This window comes from Deinococcus sp. KSM4-11 (assembly GCF_004801415.1).
Taxonomy (GTDB): domain Bacteria; phylum Deinococcota; class Deinococci; order Deinococcales; family Deinococcaceae; genus Deinococcus.
This window is the reverse complement of record NZ_SSNX01000001.1, coordinates 1226706-1249327: the sequence shown is the minus strand read 5'-3', so window position 1 is coordinate 1249327 and position 22622 is coordinate 1226706. Positions and strand designations below refer to the sequence as shown.

The 22622-nt window shown below is 70.0% G+C and carries 21 protein-coding genes; 7 read left to right on the top strand and 14 right to left on the bottom strand.

The genetic code is table 11. From position 1 onward, the window contains the following. Positions 1 to 44: 44 nt before the first annotated feature. Positions 45 to 440: a hypothetical protein gene (locus E7T09_RS06210; RefSeq protein WP_136388208.1), complete on the bottom strand. Its 396-nt coding sequence runs from the start codon at positions 438 to 440 to the stop codon at positions 45 to 47. Positions 441 to 542: 102 nt separating this feature from the next. On the opposite strand from E7T09_RS06210, the gene E7T09_RS06205 reads away from it, so the two are divergent. Both E7T09_RS06205 and E7T09_RS06200 read left to right on the top strand, forming a co-directional pair. Then, positions 543 to 1511, top strand: coding sequence for a DUF1517 domain-containing protein (locus tag E7T09_RS06205; protein WP_240741668.1), 969 nt, complete (start codon positions 543 to 545; stop codon positions 1509 to 1511). A gap of 25 nt (positions 1512 to 1536) precedes the next feature. Beyond that, positions 1537 to 1863, top strand: a complete 327-nt coding sequence (locus E7T09_RS06200) for an HNH endonuclease (RefSeq protein ID WP_136388206.1) — start codon at positions 1537 to 1539, stop codon at positions 1861 to 1863. A gap of 8 nt (positions 1864 to 1871) precedes the next feature. On the opposite strand, the gene E7T09_RS06195 is transcribed toward E7T09_RS06200, so the two are convergent. Both E7T09_RS06195 and E7T09_RS06190 read right to left on the bottom strand, forming a co-directional pair. Next, on the bottom strand, positions 1872 to 2552 hold the full coding sequence (locus E7T09_RS06195) for a cytochrome c4 (protein ID WP_136388205.1): 681 nt from the start codon (positions 2550 to 2552) through the stop codon (positions 1872 to 1874). A 125-nt stretch (positions 2553 to 2677) separates the two neighbouring features. Continuing rightward, positions 2678 to 3508 carry a phosphatase PAP2 family protein gene (locus tag E7T09_RS06190; protein WP_136388204.1) on the bottom strand — a complete coding sequence of 277 codons (831 nt, stop codon included), beginning with the start codon at positions 3506 to 3508 and terminating at the stop codon, positions 2678 to 2680. Positions 3509 to 3573: 65 nt separating this feature from the next. Here E7T09_RS06190 and E7T09_RS06185 point away from each other — a divergent pair, with 65 nt between their 5' ends. Continuing rightward, entirely contained in the window at positions 3574 to 5124 is a 1551-nt protein-coding gene (locus E7T09_RS06185; protein WP_136388203.1) for an ABC transporter ATP-binding protein, read from the top strand. A gap of 18 nt (positions 5125 to 5142) precedes the next feature. On the opposite strand, the gene E7T09_RS06180 is transcribed toward E7T09_RS06185, so the two are convergent. From E7T09_RS06180 to E7T09_RS06155, 6 genes are read right to left on the bottom strand one after another with little or no spacing between them, the layout of a single operon-like run. Beyond that, positions 5143 to 6669, bottom strand: coding sequence for an aldehyde dehydrogenase (NADP(+)) (locus E7T09_RS06180; RefSeq protein WP_136388202.1), 1527 nt, complete (start codon positions 6667 to 6669; stop codon positions 5143 to 5145). Further along, positions 6666 to 7553: a dihydrodipicolinate synthase family protein gene (locus E7T09_RS06175; RefSeq protein ID WP_136388201.1), complete on the bottom strand. Its 888-nt coding sequence runs from the start codon at positions 7551 to 7553 to the stop codon at positions 6666 to 6668. Before E7T09_RS06175 ends, E7T09_RS06180 begins: the two co-directional genes overlap by 4 nt. Positions 7554 to 7593: 40 nt before the next feature. Further along, positions 7594 to 8862, bottom strand: coding sequence for an FAD-dependent oxidoreductase (locus tag E7T09_RS06170; protein WP_136388200.1), 1269 nt, complete (start codon positions 8860 to 8862; stop codon positions 7594 to 7596). Further along, positions 8852 to 9106: a (2Fe-2S)-binding protein gene (locus tag E7T09_RS06165; protein WP_136388199.1), complete on the bottom strand. Its 255-nt coding sequence runs from the start codon at positions 9104 to 9106 to the stop codon at positions 8852 to 8854. Before E7T09_RS06165 ends, E7T09_RS06170 begins: the two co-directional genes overlap by 11 nt. Further along, a complete protein-coding gene (locus E7T09_RS06160) occupies positions 9099 to 10226 on the bottom strand; it encodes an FAD-binding oxidoreductase (RefSeq protein ID WP_136388198.1) in 1128 nt (375 codons plus the stop codon). Before E7T09_RS06160 ends, E7T09_RS06165 begins: the two co-directional genes overlap by 8 nt. A 10-nt stretch (positions 10227 to 10236) precedes the next feature. Further along, positions 10237 to 11181: a proline racemase family protein gene (locus E7T09_RS06155; protein WP_136388197.1), complete on the bottom strand. Its 945-nt coding sequence runs from the start codon at positions 11179 to 11181 to the stop codon at positions 10237 to 10239. Positions 11182 to 11310: 129 nt separating this feature from the next. On the opposite strand from E7T09_RS06155, the gene E7T09_RS06150 reads away from it, so the two are divergent. Continuing rightward, positions 11311 to 11988 carry an AraC family transcriptional regulator gene (locus tag E7T09_RS06150; protein WP_168734715.1) on the top strand — a complete coding sequence of 226 codons (678 nt, stop codon included), beginning with the start codon at positions 11311 to 11313 and terminating at the stop codon, positions 11986 to 11988. A gap of 10 nt (positions 11989 to 11998) precedes the next feature. Here E7T09_RS06150 and E7T09_RS06145 read toward each other — a convergent pair whose 3' ends face one another. Next, entirely contained in the window at positions 11999 to 12868 is an 870-nt protein-coding gene (locus E7T09_RS06145; RefSeq protein ID WP_370293733.1) for a DMT family transporter, read from the bottom strand. A gap of 235 nt (positions 12869 to 13103) precedes the next feature. Then, a complete protein-coding gene (gene glgP, locus E7T09_RS06140; RefSeq protein ID WP_136388195.1) occupies positions 13104 to 15620 on the bottom strand; it encodes an alpha-glucan family phosphorylase in 2517 nt (838 codons plus the stop codon). A gap of 334 nt (positions 15621 to 15954) precedes the next feature. Here glgP and E7T09_RS06135 point away from each other — a divergent pair, with 334 nt between their 5' ends. After that, the gene (locus E7T09_RS06135; protein WP_136388194.1) at positions 15955 to 17382 is read left to right on the top strand and encodes a hypothetical protein; all 1428 of its coding nucleotides are present in this window, start codon (positions 15955 to 15957) and stop codon (positions 17380 to 17382) included. A gap of 32 nt (positions 17383 to 17414) precedes the next feature. Here E7T09_RS06135 and E7T09_RS06130 read toward each other — a convergent pair whose 3' ends face one another. After that, positions 17415 to 18353: a nucleoside hydrolase gene (locus tag E7T09_RS06130; protein WP_136388193.1), complete on the bottom strand. Its 939-nt coding sequence runs from the start codon at positions 18351 to 18353 to the stop codon at positions 17415 to 17417. Positions 18354 to 18400: 47 nt separating this feature from the next. Here E7T09_RS06130 and E7T09_RS06125 point away from each other — a divergent pair, with 47 nt between their 5' ends. Further along, entirely contained in the window at positions 18401 to 19141 is a 741-nt protein-coding gene (locus E7T09_RS06125; RefSeq protein ID WP_136388192.1) for a S9 family peptidase, read from the top strand. Positions 19142 to 19183: 42 nt separating this feature from the next. On the opposite strand, the gene E7T09_RS06120 is transcribed toward E7T09_RS06125, so the two are convergent. Further along, positions 19184 to 19672 carry a peroxiredoxin gene (locus tag E7T09_RS06120; RefSeq protein WP_136388191.1) on the bottom strand — a complete coding sequence of 163 codons (489 nt, stop codon included), beginning with the start codon at positions 19670 to 19672 and terminating at the stop codon, positions 19184 to 19186. A gap of 121 nt (positions 19673 to 19793) precedes the next feature. On the opposite strand from E7T09_RS06120, the gene tilS reads away from it, so the two are divergent. Next, positions 19794 to 21431 (top strand): tRNA lysidine(34) synthetase TilS, encoded by a 1638-nt coding sequence (gene tilS / locus E7T09_RS06115; protein WP_240741638.1) that lies wholly within the window; start codon positions 19794 to 19796, stop codon positions 21429 to 21431. An 87-nt stretch (positions 21432 to 21518) separates the two neighbouring features. Here the strand turns inward: tilS and E7T09_RS06110 are convergent, their stop codons facing one another. After that, positions 21519 to 22607 carry a GTP pyrophosphokinase family protein gene (locus E7T09_RS06110; RefSeq protein ID WP_136388189.1) on the bottom strand — a complete coding sequence of 363 codons (1089 nt, stop codon included), beginning with the start codon at positions 22605 to 22607 and terminating at the stop codon, positions 21519 to 21521. Positions 22608 to 22622 lie beyond the last annotated feature (15 nt).

Below are 22622 nucleotides of genomic sequence, written 5' to 3'. Positions count from 1 at the left end.
CGCGGGCACTTCTCGAGCAGGATGAGCCTGCGTTTACACCGGGTTTACGCGTTGCCCACCGGCAGGCCGAGCCGGGCCGCGAACTCTGCGGCCAGAATCCATTCCTCGGGTTCGTCCAAGCCCGTCACGCGCACGAGCACACAGCCCCGGTCGAGGTAGAAGGCCGTGATCTTCGCCCATGCCTCCTCCTCGGTCGTCGCGGTCTCGTCGATGTCCTCCAGGGTTCCCCAGACATCACCCTCGACGTCCCCGCTCTGAAAGGCCTCGGCATACGCGCTCAGGGTGTAGGCGTCCACCTCCTCGTCCCGGTGATACCTTTCGCCCGCCTGGCGGATGGCCAGCATGTGGTCGCGCTCGTACAGGGAGTCCAGCAGGATCTGCCACTGCGCGGCGTCCAGGGTGATCACGCTGCCGTCGGCAGCCCAGGAGGGTGGATTCATGCCCGGAGTGTAGCTGCGGGAACCCCCGCCGTCCGTGCGCCGTAGACTCCAGGTATGCGCTCCTTTGCCCCTCATCCCGGAGGTTCCCTCCGCCGATCCTTCATGGCCATGCGCTGGCTGGGCGTGCTGGCCGCGCTGCTGCTGCTCCTGACGCTGCTGCCGGGCCACTCGGGCAGCGCGCAGTCGGGTGGCGGTTTCGGGGGCAGTTCCAGCGGCCGCAGTTCGGGAGGCTCCTCGTCCGGTTCCTCGGGTGGCGGGTACAGCGGTGGGGGCTACAGTGGCGGCGGGTACTCCGGCGGGGGCGGCTACGGGCCGGTGATCATCAACAACGGCGGTTACGGCGGCGGGTACTACGGCGGCGGCGGCCTGAGCGGCTTCGGGATCGTGCCGCTGATCATCTTCGCCATCGTAATCTTCGTCGTGGTCGGGGCCATGCGCCGCAGCCTCGGGGCTGGCGGGGCCCGCAGCCTGGGCGGCGGCATGATGTCCTCGCTGAGCGGCACCGCCCAGGCCGTGAGCGTGCAACTCCTGCTGTCCGAGGGCGACGAGGTCAAGAGCGCCCTGCAACGCGTGGCGCAGAGCGGGGATCCCGACACCAACGAGGGCCTCGCCCGCATGCTGCAGGAGGCCGCCCTGGTCGCCCTGCGCCACCCGGAGCGCTGGGTGTACGGCAACGTGGAGCGCGCCCAGGGCGCCCCGAACGCCGCCGAGAGCCAGGTGGGGGCGTGGGCCACCGAGGCCCGCTCGGCCTTCACGGATCAGACGACCAGCAACTACCAGAACCGTGATCCGCAGAGCGGCTTCACGCAGCGCAAGGACTACTCGTACAAGAAGGAAGTCGGTGACCAATACCTGGCGGTCACGATCGCCGTCGCGGCACACGCGCTGGGGACGCTGCCGCCCGCCGGGGTGACCACCATGGCCGAGGCCCGCGCCGCTTTGCAGACCATCAGTGCCGTGAGCGCCGACGACCTGATCCGTGCCGAGGTCGTGTGGAGTCCGGACGTGGAGGGCGAATTCCTCAGCGAGGATGAAGCCATCCTGAAGTATCCGAAACTGACGAAACTCTAGGTCGGGTTGCGTAGTCTCAGGAGCAATGGCCCGCCGCTCCACCGCCACGTCCTGGCCACCGCCACCCGCTGTGCCCAGCACGTGCGCGCTGTGTGGCCGGGCCGTTCCCCTGCTCACCGAGCACCATCTGGTGCCCAGATCGAGAGGACGGCGGCGCGGCCTGAAGGTACACACCCTGCCCACCGTGATGCTGTGCCGCGCGTGTCACAGCTTCGTGCACCGCACCTTCACGAATGAGGAACTCGACCGCGAGTACGCCACGCCGGAGCGCCTGCTGGAGCACGAGGAAGTGCGGCGATTCGTAACCTGGATCCGCACCCAGCCCGCCACGAAGGCGGTGCGGGTGCGGTGAACCTATATTTACGGCGCCATGGAGCTGATGTAGGCCACCACGGCATCGAGGTCGGCCTGCGTGTAGTCCTTCAGAATCACCCGCATGGCGTCCGGGTACGGAATCGGAAAGCCAGGCGAATCTTTGAACTCGTGCAGGACACGGTTCGCGTACTCCGGCGCGAGATTGGTGATGCTGGCTACGCCCAGGCGGTCGTCTCCTCGGCCATTCGCTCCGTGACAGACCACGCAGGCGATGATATTCCGCTTGCCATCACCCGCATTGAAGAGGGCCGCTCCCTTGGCCCGCAGGGCGTCGTCGGCTTTCCACGCGGGGCCGGGACTGAGGGTCGCGGCGTAGGCGGCCAGATCGGCGATGTCCTGGTCTTTAAGCTCAGCAGCGACCTTCTGCATGGTGTCGTTCGGTCGGAGTTTCGCGCGGAACGCCGCCAGTTGCAGGCGCAGGTAGCTGGGTTGCTGTCCGGCCAGCGACGGCAAGCCCGGATAGGAGGTGACCAGGCCGCCCCCGTGACAGCTGGCACACTCGTGCTGCCCGGCGAGCACCTGTCCATGCGTGGCGTCGGGCGTGGTGTAGGTCAGGGCCAGTGGATTTCCGCCGGGCGGCGCCGTCTGGGCGACCGCTCCGATGAGACCGGCCCCCACAGGGAGGGCGAGCAGGACGGGAAGGAAGCGACGGGTGCGGTGCAACATGACGACCTCCGTGGAAGGCGCAAAGCTGGAAGGAGCGGACTTTAATAGTACTCTTCCTCACACTCCAGTGGCTAATGGAAGCTCTTCCATGTCCGTGTCCGGTCGACCCCACAGTTCACGTGCAGTCACACACGTGCAGGAGCCTCCGCAGTCGCGGACGGCGCCGGGTCGACGCGCGGCAACCAGCGGCGCAGCAGGACTGGGACACCCTCGACGGCCACGAGTACCAGCACGGCATACCTCAGGGCGCGCACCAGACCCAGATCCCGCAGGCCGTGCGGCAGGGCCGACAGGCCGAAATACACGGCGAACACCACGAGCAGGCCCAGCAGACCCACGATCACCCGCCCAGCCACGGTGTCCGGTGTGCGGAAGGTGGGCCTTGAGAACCAGAAGCCCGCGAACAGACCCAGGCCCACCGCGTACTCGCGCGGCCCACCGGAGGGCAGGAAGGCCGCCACGACCAGCGCCACCAGCGGCGGCGCCCAGCGCAGGACATCGACCTGCGGGAAATGAACGCGCGCCGCCAGCCCGGCAAAGACGGCGCCCAGCAGCAGGCCAACCAACACGTCCACCGGGTAGTGGACATGCAGCGCGAGCCGCGATCCCGCGACCAGGACGACCAGCACGGCGGCCACGGCCCACATCCAGCTCCGGTTCACCTGCGCGGCGATGCCTCCCCACAATGTGGCGGACATCTGCGCGTGGCCGCTCGGCAGGCCCGGCCCGCCAGCCGTAGCTTTCGCGGCCTCGGACGCCACGGCCGGATCCGTGGCGAAGGGTCGCGGCTCGTTCAAGCCGTACTTCAGGGCCGTATTCACGAGATAACTGAGCGCGAAGGCCACGCCCAGATCACGCCCGCCAGTCGGACGCACCAGCCAGGTGTACAGCGCGAGAACCACGATGAACGCCTCGTCGCGCCCGAGCGCCGTGACCACCAGCCAGAAGGACTCCATGTGGCCATTCTGACGGCTGCCGCGCCCCTGCCCTAGGGGATTCGCCCACCCGGTACAATCCGCGCATGAGCGCCCCCACTGCCGACGTGCTGCGCGAGGTCCGGCATCAGTCCGAGTACGCCCTGGAACTGCGCGGCATCACCAAACGCTTCCCGCTGGTCCTCGCGAACGACAACATTTCCATGCAGGTCCGGTGGGGCAGCGTGCACGCCCTGTGCGGCGAGAACGGCGCGGGCAAGAGCACCCTGATGAAAATCGTGTACGGCATCCAGCCGCCCACCAGCGGTGAGATCGTCGTGGACGGCGAGGTCGTGAACCTGCACGATCCCTCCGATGCCATCAAACGCGGGATCGGCATGGTATTCCAGCACTTCATGCTGGTCGAAACGCTAACCGTGACCGAGAACGTCATCCTGGGTATGGAACCCACGGCGGGTACGTCCATCAACTACGGCGCCGCCCGCAAACGCGTCGGGGAACTCATCAAGCAGTTCAACTTCGCCCTGAATCCCGACGCCATCGTGGGCGAACTGCCCGTCGGGCTTCAGCAGAAGGTCGAGATCCTCAAGACCCTCTACCGGGGGGCGCGCATCCTGATCCTCGACGAACCCACCGCCGTCCTGACGCCCAGCGAGACCGACGAGCTGTTCGACTTCCTGGTGAACCAGTATGCGAAGAGCGGCAACGCCGTCGTCTTCATTTCCCACAAGCTGCACGAGGTGCTGCAGATCAGCGACACCATCTCGGTCATCCGCGACGGCAAGATGATCGGCACCATTCCCACGCCGGGCGCAACGACCGAGACCCTGGCCCGCATGATGGTCGGCCGCGAGGTCGTCCTAAAAGTCGACAAGGAACCCGCCCGGCCGGGCGAGGTCGCCCTGGCGCTGGAGAACGTCGTCGTGAAGGGCGAGCACCGCAACGCCGTGGACGGCGTGAGCTTCGAGGTGCGCGCCGGCGAGATCGTGGGGATCGCGGGCGTCGAGGGCAACGGGCAGAGCGAACTGGTCGAGGCCATCACCGGCCTGCAGGCCTACAGCGGCACCATCACCTACCAGGGCAAGCCGGCGCAGGGCGTCCTGGGTGTCGAGGCCGCCGGGCTCGCCCACGTGCCCGAGGATCGCAACGAACGCGGTCTGGTCATGGACATGACGACCGCCGAGAACTACATCCTGGGCAAGCACGACAACGCGCCCTACGCCGGGCGCTTCGGCCTGCTGGATCTGGACGTGATCGCCCAGAACGCCCGTGACCTGAGCGAGAAGTACGACGTCCGCCCCAGGAGTGCCAGCCTTCAGGCCAGCCGCTACTCCGGCGGGAACGCGCAGAAGATCATCGTGGCGCGCGAGATGAGCAAACACCCTAAGATCCTGGTCGCCAGTCAGCCCACACGCGGCGTGGACATCGGCGCGATCGAGTTCATCCACGCGCGGATCGTCGAGGCGCGCGACCAGGGGCTGGCCGTGCTGCTCATCAGCGCCGATCTGGGCGAGGTCATGAACCTCGCCGACCGGATTCTCGTGATGTACGAGGGCAAGGTCGTGGGTGAGGTGCCGGCCGCCCAGGCCACCGAGACCCAACTGGGCCTGCTCATGACCGGCAGCGGCTCCCATTGAGTCGCGCGGGGCCGGCCGTTACACGGGTTCCCGGCTCCAGTCGCCATCGACCCGTCGCAGGAGGTTCAGGGGGTTGGCCGCCTGGAGGGCGGGCGGCAGGGCCGCGTCCGGGAAGTTCTGGTAGGCCAACAGGCGCGTGAAGCGCGTGATGGCGTGCGTGCCCACGCTGGTGCCCGAGCCGATGCTGGTGGCGGGGAAGGGGCCGCCGTGCACCACGGCGTGCCCAACCTCCACGCCCGTGGGAAAGCCGCCGAACAGCACCCGCCCGGCCCGGTTCTGGAGGGCGGCCAGCAGGTCGCCCAGCCGCGAGAGTTCTTCCGGATCGGCGTGCAGAGTGGCCGTCAGCTGCCCTTCCAGGCCGCGTACCAGGGTCGCCACCTCGCCAATGTCGTCATAGCGAACCGCGAGGCTGACCGGGCCGAACACCTCGGCCTCCAGGTCGGGCGTGAAGTCGCGGGCGGGGACGCTGTAGAGCTGGGCCTGTGCGCCCGTGTCGGTGGATGGAACGGCGGTGATCGCGGTCACGCCGGGATGCACCCGGAGGCGTACCGTTCCCTGGTTGAAAGCGGTGTTGATGCCGCGCGTCAGGAGAGTGCAGGCTGGCGTCTGGTCGAGCTGCGTGGCAGTCGCCTGCAAGAACGCATCGCCTGTTTCCCCTTCTGGTACGAACAGCAGGCCCGGCTGCGTGCAGAGCTGCCCACCGGAACCGCTGATACTGGCCGCCAGCGCCGTTGCCAGAGCGTCTCCGCCCTGTGCCAGGCCCGCGACGGTGAACACCACCGGATTGACGGAACTCATCTCGGCATACACGGGAATGGGAACGGGACGGGCCTGCGCCGCCTGGAGAAGCGCCAGCCCCCCCGCGCGGGAGCCGGTGAAGGCCACGGCCTGGACGAGCGGGTGCCGCGTCAGGGTCAGTCCGGCGCCGTATCCATCGTCGTAGACGATACCGAACACGCCTTCAGGCAGACCGCTGGTGCGTGCCGCCTCCGAGATCGCCCGCGCTGCCAGTTCGGACGTCCCCGGATGTGCCGGGTGCGCCTTGACGATTACCGGGCAGCCTGCCGCCAGCGCGGAGGTGGTATCGCCACCGGCCACCGAGAAGGCCAGGGGGAAGTTGCTCGCACCGAACACGACCACCGGCCCGAGCGGCACGCGCATGGAACGCAGATCGGGCTTCGGGGGCATTCGGGCTGCGTCCGGGCGATCCAGGCGGGCCTCCACCCACGACCCTTCCTGGGCCACGTGGGCGAACAGCCGCAACTGGTTCGATGTCCGGGCCAGTTCACCGCGCAGCCGGGCCTCGGGCAGCGCCGTTTCCAGCATGGCCCGCGCGACGATGTCCTCTCCCAGCGCTTCCAGGTTGGCGGCGGCGGCGGTCAGGAACTCGGCCCGCCGTGCACCTGACGTCCTTGCATACGCGTCGGCGGCAGACGCCGCGGACTGCACCGTCGCCTCCAGGGTGGCGGCGTCCGTCACCGGGTAGGGCGGCTCCAGCGCGTCGCCCGTCGCGGGGTTGATGCCCCTGAAGTCGCGGGCCGTCATGCCTGCGCGGCCCGCAGCAGTCCGCGCACCATCGCCTGCTCCTCGTCGGTCAGTTCCAGGCGCGGAGCGCGCACGCGGGCGCTGCCATGCCCGACCTCCTCCTGCACGAACTTGATGAGCTGCACGAACTTGTTCACCGTGTCCAGGCGCAGCAGTGGCAGGAACCAGGTGTACAGGTCGCGCGCCGCTGCCCAGTCCCCGGCGCGGGCCAGCTCGAACAGCTTCACGCTCTCGGCCGGGTAGGCGTTCACGAGGCCAGCCACCCACCCGGTGGCACCCGCCGCGACGCCCTCAAGCGCCATGTCGTCCAGGCCGACCAGGATATCCACGCTGTCCGGCAGGGCCGCGCGCAGGGCCGTGACCCGTCGGGCGTCGCCGCTGGATTCCTTCACGCCGCGCAGGTTCGCGTGTTCGGCCGCCAGTTCCGCGACCTGTGGGGCCAGGAAGTCCGTGCGGTACGCGATGGGGTTGTTGTACAGGATCACCGGCAGCTCGGTCGCGGCCAGCACGGTCGCCACGTGGGCCTTCATCTCGCGCCAGTCGCTGGTGTACACGTAGGGCGGCAGCACCATCAGGCCCCGGCAGCCGATGTCGCGCGCGGCCTGCGCAAGCTGCACCGCGCCGTGCGTGGACAGGCTGGCAATGCCGGGGATCACGGGAGCGTCCCCGAGGGCGTCCACCAGTGTCTCCAGGATGGCGGTCTTTTCCGGGAAGTCCAGCGTGTTGCCCTCGCCCAGCGAGCCCAGCGGAATCATGCCGACATTCCCGGCCGTCATCATCCAGCGGGCGTGTTCGTGCAGGAATCCGTGATCGACTCTGCCGTCTGCATTAAAGGGCGTGGTGATGGCGGGAAAGACTCCCTGGAACGTGGTCGGCGTGGTCATGGTGGGGCCTCCTGGGCAGTGGGTGGGCAGATCGAGGGCGTTACGGCGGGGTGAGCAGGTCGGATATCGGCAGGGGCGTCAGAGGTGGGCGGACACCGCTGAAGCGCCAACCGTACAGCGCCTCCGTGGCTGGCCCGCACACCCGGCCCTGGCACGCGCCCATGCCGCAGCGCGTCTGGAGCTTGGCATCGGTCCATCCGGCCTGGGTGCGGAGCTGCGCGTGGGTGACGTCCTCACAACGGCAGATGACGGTGTGCGGAGCGGGCAGCTCCCGTAGTTCGGGGCGGAGGGTGAACGCGCGATCCAGCGCCGCCTGGAAGGCAGAGTGCCGGGCCGAGGTGGCTGCCGCGTCGCGCAGGCGCTCGATCTGCCCGCTGGCCGCACATCCAGCCACGGTGCCCTCGTGCAGCGCCTTGTCCACGCCGCCCACGCCCGTGATCTCGCCCGCCGCGTAGACGCCGCGCACGCTCGTCTGGCCCCAGGCATCCACCTGCACCGCTCCGGAGTCGGTCAGGGCGCAGCCCAGCAGCGCCGCCACGCGCGTCTCGGGCACCAGACCGAAGCCCACGGCCAGCCACTCGCAGTCCAGGGTCGTGTTCCGGCCGGCGCGGCGCAGGGTCACGCGCTCCAGCGTGCCGTTTCCCTCGGCCAGAACGGGATACGTGCCCGGCCAGTAGCCCACGCCGCGCAGCGCCCATGCCAGACCGGCGGACTCGCGCGCCTTGCCGCCCAGCCGCGCCGCTGCCAGCCCGAAGCGGGCTGCGCTCGCCAGCGGCGCCTGCTCGGCGATGCCCAGCACTCGGGCTCCGGCCTGGCGCAGACCCGCCGCGACCGCCAGCAGCAGCGGCCCACTGCCCGCCACCACGACCCGCGCGCCCCGCACGTCCAGCCCGGCCTTCACCATCGCTTGGAGTGCCCCGGCGCCGGTCACGCCGGGAAGGGTCCAGCCGGGAAAGGGCAGGAAGCGCTCCACGGCGCCCGTGGCCAGGATCACGCGGCCCGTGTGCAGGCGGGTCAGTCCGTCCGGCCCATGCAGGATCAGCGTCCGGTCGTCGCCTGAGGCCTCCACCCACGCGATCTCCGTCTGTCCCGGCCAGCGCACGTTCGGGCAGGCGTCCAGGGCATGCAGCAGCGTCGCCGCCGGATGGGGCGTGTCGACCTTCGCGCCGCGCCAGATCTGCCCGCCCCGTCCGGGCTGTGCGTCGATCAGGGTGACCGTCTGGCCGGAACGCGCGGCATTCAGGGCCGCGCTCAACCCGGCCGGTCCGGCGCCGACCACGGCGATGTCCGTGTGCGCCTCAACGGTCATGGACGCCCTCGGCGAACAGGGTGATGTGCTGGCCATCGCGCACGGGCGTCAGGCAGGTGCGGACGACACGTCCATCCACCAGGGCGCGGCATTCCAGACAGCTGCCCATGCCGCACAGGGCGCCGCGCGGTTCGCCGCTCAGGCTCTGGCGCAGCGTCCGGATCCCCGCGTTCTGGAGGGCGGCCAGTACGCTCGAACCGTCGGGAACTCTCACGGCCCGCCCCTCGATCCACAGTTCAGGCATGCACGGCCTCCGGCCACCTGGCCCCATGAAAGCGGCCCACACCGAAGTCGAAGGCAGTCAGGGCGCTGGAGGTGCCGAATACCTGCGCGGCCAGCAGTTCCGCCGTGCCCAGCGCGGTCGTGATGCCCAAGCCCTCGTGCCCGGTCGCCACGTAGACTCCGGCGCGCTCGCCATGCCAGCCGATCAGGGGCAGGTGATCCGGCGTCGCGCAGCGTTGCCCTGTCCACACGCGCAGGGCCGACAGAGACGCCACCCCTGGTAGGTACGCCTGGGCGCGTTCCAGCATGCGCCGCAGCAGCCGCCAGTCCAGGTCTGGATCGGGCTGGTCGAACTGACGGCTGGAGCCGATCAGCAGTTGCCCGGTGGGGCGGGGTTGCACGTTGAAGGCCACGCTGTCGGCGTCGCTGGCATGGGCGCTTTTCAGGTACCCCAGCTCGACCAGTTGGTGGGTCACGTCCAGCCCGCCGCGTTCCGTGATCAGCAGGTGGCCCTTGCGCTGGCGCAGCGGCAGTTGCGGCAGCAGCGCCAGCGAGCCGATGCCGCCCGCGACCACGATCAGCTCGGCCGACAGGCGCGAACCGTCGCCCAGACGGACTGCCCCGTCCTCCAGCCCCACGACGGCCGCATGGATCAGGGTGGCGCCGCTGCGCTCCAGCAGGAAGGCGGCGGCCACCGGGGCGTACACCACGGCGTCGCCGGGCACGTGCAGGCCGCCGGCCAGTCCGGGCCGCAGCGACGGTTCCAGGCCAGCCAGCTCGTCGGCGTCCAGCACCTCTGCAGTCCGTCCCGAGGCCCGGTAGGCGGCCTGTTTGGGCTGCACGGCGGCCAGTTCCTCGTCGTCGCTGGCGACCCAGACCGTGCCGCACTCGCGGTAGTCGGCGGCGGCAGGCAGCGTCGGGGCCAGTGCAGCCCACAGTTCCAGGCTGCGCGCCGTGAGGGCCAGTTGCGCGGGACTGTCGTCCATGACGACCAGATGGCCCATGCCCGCCGCCGTCGCCCCGCCGCCCACCGGGCCGGACTCGACCACGGTGACCGCCGCCCCGTGCCGGGCCAGGACGTCCGCGCACGCCGCGCCGACCATGCCGCCCCCGACCACGACCGCGCGCAGACCGGACGTCATGATGTCTCCGTCATCCTGGAATGCCCCATGCGAAGGGATCGCCGCCCTGCACGATCAGTTCCCCGCTGGCCGTGATGAACGCCTGCCCGGTGATGACCGGATGAACCTCGCCGCCTCGCAGTGTGTATGTGCCCTCGAACGCGCTCCCGATCACGCTTTCCTGCCGCCAGACCTCGCCGGGGGCGAGCAGGCCGTCGGCGGCCAGGCACGCGAGCTTCGCGCTGGTGCCCGTGCCGCAGGGACTGCGGTCGTAGGCGCGGCCCGGACACAGCACGAAGTTGCGGTGCGCCGTTCCCCCGTGCCCCATGAGCTCGATGTGGTCGATCACGGCGCCGTCCCGGCCCGTCACGCCCTGGGCCTCCAGTGCGCCCCGGATCGTCCACGCCAGCTCCGTGAGGGTCTCGATGCGCTCCGGGCCAATGGCCGCCCCGCCCAGGCCCGGCTGCTGCATGTCCACCAGATAGAACCAGTTGCCGCCCCACGCGACGTCGCCCCGGACACTCCCGATACCCGGCACCTCCACGACCACGTCCTTCGCGTGCCGGAAGGCGGGGACGTTCGCCACGCTCACTCGGCCGTCGGCGTGCAGCGTGGCCGTGACCACCCCGACCGGCGTCTCGATGCGGTGCTCGCCGGGCGCGATCTGGCCCAGGTGCGCCAGGGTGGCCACCACGCCGATCGTGCCGTGCCCGCACATGCCCAGCGGGCCCACGTTGTTGAAGTAGATCACGCCCGCCGCGCAGCCCGGATCGTGGGGCGGCACGAGCAGGGCGCTGACCAGCACGTCGTTCCCGCGCGGTTCGTTGTTCACCCGCCGGGCCCACGGCGCGTACTCACCGGCCAGGGCGGCTCGCTGGTCGGCCAGCGTCGCTCCCGGCAACGTTGGAAAGCCCGAGAGGATCACGCGCGTCGGTTCCCCGGCCGTGTGCGAATCGACGAACCGGATGGCGGTCATGTCTTCAGGGTAGGCTCCGGGCCGCGTTCTGTCTTGTATTCCTTGCGTACGTCTCGCGCCGATTCGGGCATAGTTCAGGACGTGGTTCCGCTCTCTGCTCTGGCCCTCCCAGCCTCAACTCTCGCGGGTTTGACCGGCCTGCTGGATGTCCTGCCGGATACGGTGGCCTTCGTCAAGGACGTGCATGGCCGCTACCTGTACGCCAACCGCACCCTGCTGACCCGATTGCGCCTGACCCGTCAGGAAGATCTGCTGGGCCGCCTGGCCCAGGACGTCTTTCCCGGCGGACTCGGCACAACGTATACCCGGCAGGACGCGCGCGTGCTGGCCGGACATGACCTGACCGAGCACCTGGAACTCCACCTGTACCCCGGCGGCCAGACGGGCTGGTGCCTGACCACCAAACGGGCTCTGAATGAACAGGGGAGGGCCGTGGGACTGGTGGGCCTGTCGCGCGATCTGACGCTGCCCACGGCGCATGCCAGCGCCCTGGCGGCCGCCATCGCCCGCCTGCATACCGGGTATGCGTCACCGCTGGGCGTCGCCGATCTCGCCCGGACGGCAGGCCTCAGCGTGAGCGCCTTCGAACGTCAGACGCGCAGGGTCTACGGCCTGACGCCCACGCAGCTCCTCACGCGTGTGCGGGTGGACGCCGCCATCACCCTCCTGCGCGAGACGGACCAGCCGGTCGCGCAGGTGGCGGTCGAGTGCGGGTACTTCGACCACAGCGCGTTCACCCGCGCCTTCCGCGCCGCCGTGGGCCTCGCGCCCCGGGCCTACCGGGCCTTTGCACGCCGTCTGGGCTGAGCACGCCCCTTCAGGCCACGAGGGGCAGGTCCGTCCGTTGCTGGGTCAGCTGCACGCCGGCACTCGCCACGATCACGCACAGCATCGCCAGCCACTGGGTGAGCGTCAGGTGCTCGTGCAGGAAGATCAGGCCGCTGAGCGCTCCGAACGCCGGTTCGACGCTCATCATGATGCCGAAGGTGCGGGCGGGCAGGCGGCGCAGGGCGCTCATCTCCAGGCTGAACGGCAACGCCGCCGAAAGGGCTGCGACCCCCAGCCCGGCCGCCAGCACCGGCAGCGAGAGCAGCGCCGTGCCCGCATGCGCCACCCCGAGGGGCACGCTGATCACCGAGGCGACCAGCAGTCCGGCCGTCACGCCGGTCACACCGGGCACGCGGCGGCCCACCACGCCCCCCAGCAGGATGTAGGCGCCCCAGAAGGCCCCGGCCAGCAGGGCCAGCGCCACGCCCAGTGGATCGACACCATGGGCCGTGGCGGTGCTGTGAGGAGCGATCAGCGCGATCCCGAGCGCCGCGAGGGCCACCCACACGAAATCCACGGCGCGCCGCGACAGGAACAGGGCCACGCCCAGCGGCCCCACGAACTCCAGCGTCACGGCCAGCCCAAGCGGCAGCCGGTCGAGCGCCTGGTAGAACACCAGATTCATGATCCCCAGCACCGCTCCGTAGGGCACGATGGCCAGCCAGTCGGCGCGGTTCAGGGCCCGCAGGTTTGGCCGGAACAGCGCCAGCAGCAGCAGGAAGCCCAGGCCGGCGCGCAGGGCGGTCGCGCCGGTGGGGCCGACCTGCGGGAAGAGCATCTTCGCGAAAACCGCGCCCCCCTGGATGCTCAGCATGGCCAGCGCCACGGCGGGCAGTGGGGGCAAGGTCTTCAGACGCACCGGGGCATTAAAGCACCACGGCGGCCATCCCGTCCGATGGTTGACGTCGAGCGGATGCGTCCCTTCAGCTCCTTCGCCTCGTCCATCACCTTCCAGCGATTGGCCACTCTGCGCTGCTCGTACAGCCCCTGGGAAATGCCATGAGCGTCCCCCGGGCACAGGAACGCCCCCGACGCCAGACCGGCGCGGGGGCAGTGTGAACGGTGGTCAGTTCGGGCAGTTCAGGGGTTCCGGCTCAGGCCCACTTGATCAGGCCCGCTTCGAGGTCGTTGCTGAGGCCTTCGGCTTCGGGGATCATGCGCACGCCGACCGAGTACAGGCCGCTGTCCTTCAGAGGCACGTTCGCCTTGTAGGTTCCGTCGCCCTGGCTGGCGAGGGCCACGCGCGTGATATGACCGTTGCGGTCGAGCACGGCCTCGACCCGCAACTGGTCGAGGTTGATCCCGGCCGCGTTCACCTGCGCCGTGACCGGCACGCTTTCGCCGGGCTGGCTGGTTGCAGGGAGGGTCGCCTGCGCGCTGATGCTGGTGTACGGCCACTGCTGGCGCACCCAGGTCTTCCAGGCGGCGATCTCGCGGGCCTGCGCGGCGCCGCCCGAGGCCACCTTCGCCCCGCGGGCCGCCAGCGGCATGTAGTACTTCTGCACGTAATCGATCACCTGACGCTGCATGGAGAAGCGCGGTGAACACGTCTGGATGGCCTGGCGTACCGTGTGCGCCCAGGAGTCCTTGCCGGCCTTGCCGCCGTAGTAGCGCGGCACGATGTCCTGTTCCAGCGTCTGGTACAGGCTGAAGGCGTCGGCGTCGTCCTGCACGTTCAGGTCGGCGTACTCGCGTTCCTCGCCGATCGGCCAGCCGTTCGTGCCGTCGTAGCCCTCGCGCCACCAGCCGTCCAGCACGCTGAAATTGGGGCTGCCGTTGAAGGACGCCTTCATGCCGCTGGTGCCGGAGGCCTCCAGCGGGCGACGGGGGTTGTTCAGCCAGATGTCCACGCCCTGCACGAGGTGGCGGGCGACGTTCATGTCGTAATTCTCCAGGATCACGATCTTGCCGCGGAACTCGGGTTCCTGCGACACCTTGTAGATCTCCTGGATGAAGGCCTTGCCGGGGTTGTCGGCGGGGTGGGCTTTGCCCGCGAACACGAACTGCACCGGGCGTTCCGGGTCGTTCACGATGCGGCTCAGGCGGGCGCGGTCGCGGAGGAGCAGCGTGGCGCGCTTGTACGTGGCGAAGCGGCGCGCGAAGCCGATGGTCAGGGCGTTCTCGCTCATCAGGGTGTCGGTGGCGGCCACGTCGGCGGCCGAGGCCCCGTTGCGGAGCATCTGCTCGCGCGCACGGGCACGCACGAAGGTGATCATGTCGCGCTTCATGACCAGCTGCACGTCGCTGAGCTGCTGATCGGTGAGCGCCTCCACGGCTGTCCACATCTGCTCGTCTTCCAGGCGTTCCGTCCAGTTGGCGGGCAGCACGGTCGAGAGCAGGTCGCGCATGGCCTGCGACGTGAAGGTCAGGTTGTGCGCGCCGTTCGTGACGTGCCCGATCGGGACTTCCTCCGGCTCCGCGCCCTCGTACAGGAAGTTCCACATCTTGCGCGACACCTCGCCGTGCAGTTCCGACACGCCGTTCGCGGCGCGGCTCATGTTCAGCGCGAACACGGTCATGGAGAAGGTCGGCACCAGGTGGTTGTCCCACACCTGCTCGTGCTTGGCCAGGGTGTACAGGTCTTCGCGCGTGGTGGCGAGCAGCGAGGGCCATTGGCCCAAATACCGGTCGACCAGGTCGTAAGCGAAGGCGTCGTTCCCGGCCGCGACCGGGGTGTGCGTGGTGAACAGCGTGCTGCTGGCGACGGTTTCCAGTGCCGTGCGGAAGTCAAGGCCGGACTCGACCTGTTCGCGGATGCGTTCCAGCGACAGCAGGGCCGCGTGCCCCTCGTTCATGTGGTACACGTCGCCTGGAACGTTCAGGACGCGCAGCGCACGGATGCCGGCCACGCCGAGCAGCACGTACTGCTGCAGCCTCAGTTCCTGGTTGCCACCGTACAGGCGGGCGGTCAGCTTGCGGTCGTCGTCGCTGTTCTCGGGAACATTGGTGTCGAGCAGCAGCACCCGGATGCGGCCCACGTTCAGGTTCCAGATACGCGAGTGGACATCGCGGTTCCCGATGCGCACCACGACCCGCGCTTCCTCGCCGGCGGCCGTGAGGGCTGGGGTGATGGGCAGGGTCGTCAGGTCGAGTTCTTCGTAGGTCTCGTTCTGCCAGCCGTCTCGGTCGAACAGCTGCGTGAAGTAGCCCTGGTGGAACAACATGCCCACGGCCGTGAAGGGAATCCCCAGGTCGGACGCGCTCTTGCAGTGGTCGCCGGCCAGCACACCCAGACCGCCGGAGTAGATCGGCAGGGACTCGTGGTAGGCGTACTCCATCGAAAAGTACGCCACCGGCTTCATGGCCGGGGCGTGCTGGCTGGCCCAGGTGTCCTGTTTGGTCATGTAGGCGTCGAAATCAGCCATGACCTGCGTGTAGCGGGCGACATACGCAGGATCGGCGGCCATCTCGTCCAGTCGCGACTGCGGAACGTCGAGCAGGGTTCGCACAGGATTGTGCTGGAAGCGCTCCCACGCCTGCGGGGCGAGTTCCTGGTAGAGCGCCTGGGCGTGGGGTGTCCAGGACCAGTAGAGGTTGTAGGCCAGCTCGGACAGCCGCGACAGAACCGGCGGCAGCTGGGGCAGCACGGTGACTTTCCCGATGACGTTCATACCCGCTGAGCTTACACTACGCCCCTGCCGGGCGGCAGGGCCACGGAATGCGTTGACAGCGCGAAAATCCTGCCTGTCCAGACAGGAGCTAGGCCCGGCCACCCCGCCATCCAGGCATGGAATCACGGATGAAATTGCTCCAATGCCAGAGTGCTGCGGATTCGATCCATGGCGGCACTCCTCCCGCCCGGCAGGTTGGCCCGGAAGGCTTGGCCTGGAATACCAGGAGCACCCTCCCTTCGGCTCAGGCGTCCAGGTAGAAGGCCAGACGTCGCGCCAGCCGCGCCTCCAGGCTTGCAGCGTGCCGATCTTGAGGCCACAATGAGCAAGGCCCATGACCGCAGCTCCCGCACCCACCCGGCCGTCCACCCGGTGGCTTCCCCTGGACGACCACCCGGCCGCCCTCTGTCCCCTGGAACTGGGGATCGTGCGCCTGATCCTGCAAGGTCAGGCCCGCACCCTCCTCCAGGCCCTCAACCTGAGCGATCCGGACGGCCTGAGCACGCGCCTGCTTTCGCAGCAGGGCGGTCGCCTGTACCTTCACGCCGCGCACCTGGACGCCCTGACCGCGCCGCTGAACCGGGATCAGGCAGTGGCCTTCCAGCTGGCCCTGGGCGTGACCGTCGAACTGGAGGAACCGGCTGTGCCCGCGCCCCGGCCGCGACTGGACCTGCTCCATCAGGCGGCCCTGGGGTCGCGCAGTTCGTCCGGTTCCACGGTCCGGGGCGCAGCCGAAGTCGGCGCGGCGGTGTCACCGGCCACGCAGCTGTCGCGGGCCATCCAGCGCCTGAACCACGACCCCGACACCCTGACCACGTACAACGCCGTGCTGGCCACCGAGGCGCTGCGCGCGGTGAGCTGGCATTGGCTGGAGCAGCGCAATGTCCTGCACCTGGAGCTTCTCAGCGGCCTCAATGCGACCGGCGGTTCCGGCGCGCACAGCGCGGACGCCGCCCTTCAGCAGCTCATGACCACCCTGACGGGCGCGCGGCGCGGGGCGGCCCGCAGTCTGGTCGAGGCGGCCCGCGCGCAGCACGCCGCGCTGTACGCCCACCAGGCCGCTCAGCGACAGGCCCGCCGTGACCTGATCCGGGCAGCCGTCCGGGCGGCGGCGCTGCTCACCGAGGCCGGGTGGCTGATCCGCCCGGCCGATGCCCGCTGGCTCACGCCCACCGAACTGCGCGACGCGCTCGACGGCACGCTGGATCCCGCCACGCTGCGCGGCCTGACCCAGCTGCGCCGCCTGCAACACTCGCCTGCGCCACAGGTTCCGACCTGGACGCTGGTCGACCGGCACTATCCGGTGGTGCCGCTGTCGCCTGGCGTGCGCGACGGCCTGCTGTACCAGTGGATTCCCGGTCAGCCCGTCCCGGAGGGCCGTATTGCGCTGTGCGCCGACGTGCGCCCCTGGCAGTGGCCACAGCTGGCGGGAGCGGCGGCCGTGATCCTCGACCGGGCCGGACCGCTGTCCCCGGCCGCCCTGCACGAACGCAGCGTCGGACGACCGGCCGTGGGCCTGCGGGGCCGCCGCCCGGAGTGGATGCAGCCGGACGCCTTCGTTCGCATGAACGCCCACCAGGGTGCCGTGACGCTGCTGCGCCGCGCAGATGTGCCCGGCCTTCCCGCCGACCTGCCGAACGTGCCCGTTCCTGCGCTCCCTGCGCCAGAAGAAGAGGCCTTACTCGCCGGAACGCCCCCGATTCCATCGACCCACGGATCCCGTGAGGTCACCTCACTGCGCCTGGACTTCGACCTGACCTGAAGCGGCATCAGGACACTTCACCGTCCAGACGGTCACGGCAGAGTGGCGAGCCGTTCCAGCAGCCGCGCAAAGAAGGCCGGGTCATCTACCCCCACGGCCACCCGTGCCGTACCTACGTGGCCTGTCACACCGTACAGGTCACAGGTCGTGCGGCCCAGGTTCGCGCCCTCCTGCACCTCGACTTGCACGTCCATGGCCGCCCACGTCAGCAGGTCAGGCCAGATCACGGCCGCGACCGCCAGCGGATCGTGCAGCGCTCCGCCATTCAAGCCGTACTTCTCGCGGTAGACGCCGGCGTAGAAGGTGAGCAACTCGGCACTTACGGTTCCAGCCCGGTTGCCCAGGTTGCGCAGGGCCTGCACCCGCTCCGGCGTGGCAATGCACTGCATCGTGACGTTGAGTCCCACCATCCGCAGCGGCACCCCGGACTCGAACACGATCCGCGCCGCGTGCGGGTCGGCCAGGGCGTTGAACTCCGCGGCCGGCGTGCGGTTGCCCTGAGCGGTGCTGCCGCCCATCCACATGACCTCCCGCACAAGTCCCGGCAGATCCGGAGCCAGCCGGAAGGCCAGCGCCACGTTCGTGAGGGGGCCAGTCGCAATGACGGTCACGGCCCCCGGCCGGGCGCGCACCACGCGGATCATTGTCTGCACCGCGTGTTCCGCCTCCGGGGGCCGGGCGGGCTCGGGCAGTCCTGCGGCCGGCAGGCCGGTGGCTCCGTGAACGGACGCGGCCGTCACGCTGCCGCGCACCAGGGGCCGGTCGGCCCCCGCGTGGTACGGCACGGACGCCTCTGCCAGGGCCAGCACCACCCCGGCGTTCCGGGTCGTGAGCGTCAGCGGCACGTTGCCATGCACGGTGGTGACGGCCAGCACATCCAGTTCCGGGCTGGCCAGGGCCAGCCACCACGCGACCGCGTCGTCCAGACCAGGGTCACCATCGAGAATCACGGGCAGCGGGAGCGGCGACATGCCCGGAGTGTAGGGCGCGGCCACCCGGCGGTGGCAGAATTCGGAGCGTGGAAAGTTTTGCGCAGTTCAGTGTCGATGGCAGCCGCCTGTACGGCATGGTGCACACGCCGGATGCCGACGCCCCGGCCAGCGGCTGGCCGTCCGTGGTGTTCGTGCACGGCTTCACGGGCAACCGCATCGAGGCCCAGCGCCTGTTCGTGCGGTTTTCCCGGCGCCTGGCCGCGCAGGGCATCGCCAGCCTGCGCTTCGACTGCCGGGGCAGTGGCGAATCCCACGGGGAGTTCAGCGACGTGACCGTGGGGACGGAGGTGCAGGACACCCTCGCAGCGGTCACCTACCTGCGGCGGCAGCCGGGCATCGATCCGCTGCGCGTCATGCTGCTGGGCTTCAGCATGGGCGGGCTGGTCGCCACGCTCGCCGCGCCGGACGCGCTGGCCCACCGGCTGCTGCTGTGGGCTCCAGCCCTGCCCGACGCGTGGCTGCCGCGTCTGCCCGGCGGTCAGATGCCGGCCACCGTCGCGGATCTGGGCGGCTGGCCGGTCGGCCGGGCCTTCTACCAGGACATGCTGCGCCAGCGCCCGCTGGACGTGGCGGCCCGCTGGGGCGGCGTGGCCCACGTCCTCCACGGCGACGCCGACGAAGTCTGCCCGCCCGAGTACGGAGTGCGCTATGCCCGAGCGCTCGGCTGCGACGCGACCGCCATTCCCGGCGGCACCCACACCTTCGCCAGCCTCGACACGACCGAGATGCTGTACCAGGAGTCGCTGACGTTCCTCAGGGGAGGATGACCTCCAGGTAGCGTCCGGACGCCCTCCCGCCCAACAGATGCGTCAGGTGCCGGGTATGGCCTGGGGGACGTCGCCGGGATGGCCCTCCAGGGCGCGCAGCACCGCAGGAACATGGGCGGCCGGGTTCGGGTTGCGCCAGCGGGCCGCCACCACGCCATTCGGGTCGATCAACACCGTTTCCCGCGCGGCCATGTTCAGCAGCCCCCCCAGCGGGCCGAGCACCCCGTACGCGCGGCACACGCTGCGGTCGCTGTCGGGCAGCAGCGGATAGCTGAGCGAGCAGGTGTCCCGGAAGCGGGCCTGCCTGGCCTCGGTGTCCGTGCTCACGCCGATCACCACGGCGCCGAGCCGCTCGAACTCCGGCAGCGCCGCCTCAAAGCGCTGCGCCTCGATCGAGCAGCCGGCCGAGTGGGCACGCGGGTAGAAGAACATCACCACCCAGCGTCCACGCAGGTCCGCCAGTCGAATCACCCGACCGTCGTCACTGCGTTTCTCGAACAGGGGTGCGGGGGCACCAGGACGGACACTCATGCCCACAGTCTACCGGCCTTCCCCTGGAAAGACCGTGAACCTGAGACCGCGCCCGGCGGGGGTGATCGGCTCCGTAAACCCAGGTCGGCATGGATGGCTCCGCCTTCCTACAATGCGGCCTGTGCAACGTGCCGCTCTCCGTTCTCCGTTGGCCGGCGTACCTCCTGCGCTGGCCCGCCCCCTGGCCGGCTTCGCGGGTCGGCGGGTGGTCGCGGGCGTGTCGGGCGGTGCGGACTCCGTGGCCCTGCTGCTCGCCCTGCACCACGGCGGGGTGCGGGTCGTGGTGGCGCACCTTGATCACGCACTGCGCCGCGGATCGGCTGAAGATGCCGGGTGGGTGGCGGCCCTGGCCGTGCGGCTGGACGTGCCCTTCCAGACCACGCGGGTCGATGTGGCGGCCGTGGCGGCGCGGCGCGGCTGGAACGTGGAGGACGCCGCCCGGCGCATCCGCTACGAATTCCTGGCACGGGTGGCACGTGCCCACGGTGCCGACACGATCCTGACCGCCCACACCCGGCGGGATCAGGCCGAGACGGTGCTGATGCAGGTGCTGAGAGGAGAGGCCGTGCTGGGCGGCATCCAGCCTGAGCGCGGCCCCCTGCGTCGCCCGTGGCTGGACGTGGGCCGCCAGGAGATCGAGGCCTTCCTGCGTGCCCAGGGTCAGGACTGGCGTGAGGACGAGTCGAACGCCGATCCTGCCTACACCCGCGCGTGGGTGCGGGCGCAGGTGATGCCGCAGCTGGAGGAGCGGTTTCCCGGTCTGGAGGTGGCCCTCGCGCGGCTGGCCCGCTATCAGGCCCAGGACGACGCGGCCCTGCAGGGCGCGGCGCGGCAGCTGACTCCACATGCGCCGCGAGCGCGGATGTCGCTGGCCGTGCTGCGCCGCTGGGTGCGTCAGGAACTCGCAACTGCCCGGCAGGACGTCCATGCCCCACAGGTGGAAGCCCTGGCCGCCGCGCTGCAAGGAGGTCAGACCGCACACCTCACGCTGCCGGGTGGCCGGGACGTCACGGTCACGGGCAGCCACTTGCACCTGGATTCGGCGGTGGGTGCAGCTCCAGCCTTTTCGCTGCCGGACGGCTGGACGCTCCGCACCCGGCAGGCCGGTGACCGCATCCACCTGCCGGGCGGCACCCGCAAGCTCAGCGACGTGCTCACGGATCGCCGGGTGCCGCGCGGCGACCGGGACCGCGTGTCCGTGATCGTGGACGAGAACGGAGCGGTGCAGTGGGTGGGCCTGACTGCACCCATCTGGGCGGTGGGCGCCCGCGAACGAACCGCCGAATCCGTCGAGCCCCTGCATGCGGCGATGGGGGAGGCGCTGACCCTGGCCCACGAGGCGGCCGCTGCGCAGGAGGTGCCGGTCGGTGCGGTCGTGCTGGGATCGGACGGCGCGGTGGTCGGACGGGGCCGCAACCGCAGCCGCGAGCACGCGGACATGACCCGCCACGCGGAGCTGGAGGCCCTGCGGAACGCCGCCGCGACGCTCGGTACGCCGTACCTGACCGGCTGCACGCTGGTCGTCACGCTGGAGCCGTGTCCGATGTGCCTGGGCGCGGCACTGGAAGCCCGGATCGGTCACATCGCGTTCGGCGCGGCGAATCCCAAGGCGGGTGCGCTGGGCGGCGTCACCGATGTCCTGGCGCACCACTGGGGAGTGCGGCCTACCGTCACGACCGGCGTGCGGGCCCACGAGGCCCGGCGAGTCCTGCGCGACACCTTCGCGGCCCTGCGGGCGAACGGCACTGGGAGCGGCTGACCCGCAGCTCGGTTCGATGGCCCAACTGGCCAGTCCCACCCACCTGCACCACTGGCCTGGCCTGCGAATCCCGGGTGCAGCAATGGGTTAGCCCGCGCGGGAGCGGGTCACCTCGGCATACGTCGCGCGCACGGTGTCCACGAGGTGGGCGGTCGCGCGGACGCTGCTGAGATCAAGCGCCTGCACGATCTCCTGCGGGTTCAGAGACGGGTTGGCGCAGGCGCGCATCAGCGCGAAGTGCACCACGCTGGTGCCGGGCCGCACGCCCCCGACCGGGAACCACACGTCGCGCAGGCGCGGCATCAGCTCGGCGGCGAAGGCCACGATCTCCGAACCGTGCCGGCGCAGCTCCTTCTGCAACGCTCCCACCGAGTTCACGCCCACGTACTGCAGCAGCGTCGCCAGCCGCTGCGGGCGTTCCGGGTCGGGCCAGCCGGTGAGCAGCAGCACGTTCAGCGCGCCGGCCACCTGCTCGTCCAGCGTCCTGACCGGCGGCATTTCCATCATGAAGGTCAGGCTCTGCGCGTCGATGAACACGCTGTCGGGCGTGTCGCGCACGCGCTCGGGCAGCGTAGAGGCGTAATGCTGGGACAGGCGGTGCAGGGTCATGAACTCCTCGTCGGCCATTTCCAGTAGGCCCGCCAGCCGGTAGAAGCGGCGGCTGACCTCCCGCGGCACGGCCGCGCGGTTCTTGTACCCCAGGTCATGTTCGATCTCGGCCCAGGCGTGCTGGAGGATCGACCGGATCTGGATCTCGAACTGCCGATCCGGGACGGCACTCCCGTCGGTTCCATCCGGTCGCGGGCGCACCACGTAATGCACGCCCATGTACCCGAACCGATCCGGGTCGTGCATCTTGCTCTTGTCGATGGAATGCTCCCAGTCGACGTCGAAGGCCTGCTCGACCAGCCTGGACACGGTGGCCACATCCGACTCGAAGTACGTGATGACGCGCACCGCGACCAGATCCGTGACCTCGTCCAGCGTGTGGTACTGACCAGGCTTGCGCAGCAACTTGTCCGCCAGACTCAGGGGCCGTTTCACGCGGCCGGTGACGTGGTGGATGTTCAGGCCGGAGGGGGCCAGCAGGGCGTTCGTGTGCGCGACGGCCGCGTCACGCAGGCGTTCGTACTCGGGCAGGGCCGCCTCGTACGTCTCTACCAGCACGTCGTTCATGAGTCCACCCAGCAT